Origin of the sequence: Mesorhizobium sp. M7A.F.Ca.CA.004.04.2.1 (assembly GCF_004022825.1) — a bacterium.
In the GTDB taxonomy this organism is placed as follows: Bacteria; Pseudomonadota; Alphaproteobacteria; order Rhizobiales; family Rhizobiaceae; genus Mesorhizobium.
In genome coordinates this window covers 1-3,207 of record NZ_RZPH01000717.1, presented here as the reverse complement: position 1 = coordinate 3,207, position 3,207 = coordinate 1, and the positions used below count along the sequence as shown (strand labels likewise).

At 62.7% G+C, this 3,207-nt stretch carries 3 protein-coding genes and 1 pseudogene; 1 reads left to right on the top strand and 3 read right to left on the bottom strand.

Features of this window, described 5'->3' with window-relative positions:
* The 3 genes from EN893_RS25785 to EN893_RS25775 form a co-directional block, all read right to left on the bottom strand.
* Positions 1–727, bottom strand: a 727-nt coding sequence (locus EN893_RS25785; protein WP_164901102.1) for an MlaD family protein, incomplete at its 3' end; no start/stop codon positions are given.
* A 14-nt stretch (positions 728–741) separates the two neighbouring features.
* A complete protein-coding gene (locus tag EN893_RS25780; RefSeq protein WP_127276369.1) occupies positions 742–1,563 on the bottom strand; it encodes an ABC transporter ATP-binding protein in 822 nt (273 codons plus the stop codon).
* A 1-nt stretch (position 1,564) separates the two neighbouring features.
* Positions 1,565–2,752 carry an ABC transporter permease gene (locus EN893_RS25775; protein ID WP_023810578.1) on the bottom strand — a complete coding sequence of 396 codons (1,188 nt, stop codon included), beginning with the start codon at positions 2,750–2,752 and terminating at the stop codon, positions 1,565–1,567.
* A 76-nt stretch (positions 2,753–2,828) separates the two neighbouring features.
* Between EN893_RS25775 and EN893_RS25770 the strand changes: the two are divergent.
* A pseudogene (locus EN893_RS25770) lies at positions 2,829–3,207 on the top strand (dipeptide epimerase); the annotation flags it as partial.

Sequence of the window (3,207 nt, the reverse complement as noted above, 5' to 3'; positions counted from 1 at the left end):
ACAGGGCGACGATGCTCTTGATCTTGTCCTTGTCGACGGCGTTGAGAAGGCCTTCGGCTGCTTTCAGCGTGCCGTCGAGTTTGCCGGAAACGCCTTTAAGCTCATCCGCCAGCGTGCTGGCGGCGGACAGGAATTTGTCGATGCCATCCGAATTCTTGGCCAGCGCATCGGAGAAGGTCTGAACATTCTGGACGGTCTGCGTCAGCGGCCCGCGAACGTCCCTGGTGAAGCCTTCGAGCTCGGTCAGCACCTTGTCGGCGCGGGTGAAGATATTCTGCGCCGTCTGCAAGAGGTTGGTCACCGCCGACGGGTTGGCGACGATCTCGGCGACCTTGCCTTCCTTTTCCGCCTGGTCGAGGAGTTTCACTTCCTTGGGGTCGGCGCCCTTGAGCTCGATGTTGGCCTGCCCGGTCAGGCCGGCAAGCCCGATATCGGCTTGCGTCGATTTGGTGATCGGCGTCATGCGGTCGATCTCGGTATCGGCGATGGCAACCGTCGGATTGTCGACGTCGATATAGACGCGCTTGACGTCGCCGACCTTGACGCCGTTGAACAGCACGAAACTGCCGCGGCCAAGCCCGGACGCAGAGCCCGGAATGCGCACGCGCAGCAACGTCGTCTCGCCCTTGTCGCCGATGGCCGCCGTCCAGTAGACGAAGGCAAACGCCGCCAGGATCGCGGCCAGCGTGAAGATGCCGACAATGACGTAGTTGGCTCTGGTTTCCATTGTCCCACTTATGGCTATGCGCGCGCCGCAAGATCAAGTTGCCGGGCGCGTTTTCCGCGGAAATAGGACTTTACCCACGGTTCCTCGCTCTTCAGCATGTCGTCGATGGTGCCTTCGACCAGCACTTTCTTCTTGCCGAGCACGGCCACCCGGTCGCAAGCGGTGAACAGCGTGTCGAGATCGTGCGTGACCATGTAGACAGTCAAATCCATCGTATCGCGCAGCTTGACCACCAGCTCGTCGAACTCCGCCGCGCTGATCGGATCGAGGCCCGATGTCGGCTCGTCGAGGAAGACGATGTCGGGATCGAGCGCCAGCGCCCGGGCCAGCGCGGCGCGCTTGATCATGCCGCCGGACAGTTCGGACGGGAATTTCTGCGCTGCATCGGGCGGCAGCCCGACCAGCTCGATCTTGAGCATCGCCAGTTCGTCCATCAGCTTTCGCGGCAGGTCGAGATATTCGCGCATCGGCACCTGGACGTTTTCCTGCACTGTCAGCGCCGAGAACAACGCGCCGTGCTGGAACAGCACGCCAAGTCGCATGTCGATGCGCAGACGCTCGGCATCATCAGCTTTCTCGACATCGACGCCGAACAGCTTGATCGTACCCGACTGCTTGCGCGTCAGGCCGAGAATGGTGCGCAGCAGAACGGATTTACCAGCACCCGAGGCGCCGACAAATCCAAGGATTTCGCCGCGCCTTATGTCGAGCGACAGTCTGTCGAGGATAAGCTTGTCGGCGAAGGACACGCTGATGTCGTGCGCGGATAGCACGATGTCGCCCTCACCCGCCTCATCCGCCAATGCGCCCGCCCTTTTCCTGTTTCGCAGGTTCATCTCAGAACTCGATCGCTGCGTAGAACATGGCAAAAAGTCCGTCGAGGATGATGACGACGAAGATCGACTTCACAACCGAAGCGGTAACATGCTGGCCGAGCGATTCGGCGCTGCCGCCGACCTTCATGCCTTCGACCGAGGCAATCGTGCCGATGATCATGGCCATGAACGGCGCCTTGATCAGGCCGGCAAAGATGGTGCTGAGATCGATGGCGACGCGCAACCGGTCGATGAAGGCGGCGGGCGGGATGTCGGAATAGAGCCAGGCAGCCAGTATGCCGCCGCCGAGTGCGGCGAAATTGGCGATGATGGTCAGGCATGGCAAGGCGATGACCAGCGCCACGAGCCGCGGAAAGACCAGGACGCCGATCGGGTTGAGCCCGATGACCTTCAGCGCGTCGACCTCCTCGCGCATCTTCATCGAGCCGATCTCGGCGGTGATCGCGCTGCCGGAGCGGCCGGCGATCATGATCGCCGTCATCAGCACGCCGAGTTCGCGCAGGATCAGCACGCCGACCAGGTCGACGACGAAGATATCGGCGCCGAAATAGCTGAGCTGATAGGCGCCTTGCTGGGCAACGATGGCGCCGACGATCGCCGACATCAGCACCACCACCGGAATGGCGCCGACGCCCATGCGGTCGATCTGGTTGAAAATCGCCGCCGGGTTGACGGCATGGCCACGGCCGAGCTTCATCTGCGCGCCACGGATGGTGGCGCCGAGGATGTTCATCGAAGCGAGAAAATCGTCGCGCATCTCGTAGACGCGGCGGCCGACCGCCTCAAGCGCGCGAATGACGATGTTGGGCGGCCGCGCCGGGCCGGATTCGGGTTCGCGCCGCACGGCCTCGCCGACAGCTTCGAGCAGGATCGAAGCGATCTCGCTCTGGCCTTGCATCTGGATCTCGACGCCCTTCTTCTCGAAGGCGCTGACCAGCCGGTCGATCAGCCAGGCGCCGGCGGTGTCCATCTTCTCGATCTTGGAAACATCGAGCGCCAAGGTTTTGAAGCCGCTTCGCTTTTCGATCTTGCGCATGTCGGCGTCGATGAGCGCGACGGTCCTTGTGGTCCAGATTCCGGAGAAAGCGCAGCCAAGAACGCCATCCTCCTCGCCGATCGCCACGCGCGGTTCGTGGTCAGCCTCCCCTGCGGTCGTGCCGCTTGCGTCGCGCTTGCCGATGGTCAACATGGCGTCCTGTTTAGCCTGACGGGTCTGACCTGTCGATTTGCCGACAACGCTTGTCGCACAGCAGGAGCAGAAAAATATGGCGCGTGTCATTTCGGTCGAGGCCGAGCGTTTTCCCATCGCCGGAACCTTCACCATTTCGCGAGGTTCCAAGACCGAAGCCGAGGTGATCTCCTGCACGATCGGCGAGGGCGGCCACCTCGGCCGCGGCGAATGCGTCCCCTACAAGCGCTATGGCGAGACCATGGAGGGCGTGCGCGACGCGATCGAGGCCATGCGCGGCCGGATCGCCGGTGGCATCAGCCGGACCGCCTTGCTCGATGCTATGCCGGCCGGAGCCGCCCGCAACGCCATAGACTGCGCCCTGTGGGACCTGGAGGCAAAGCTCAGCGGAACCTCGGTAGCAGTCGCGATAGGTGCTCTTCCCTTGCAGGCGCTCGAAACCGCCTACACGCTGT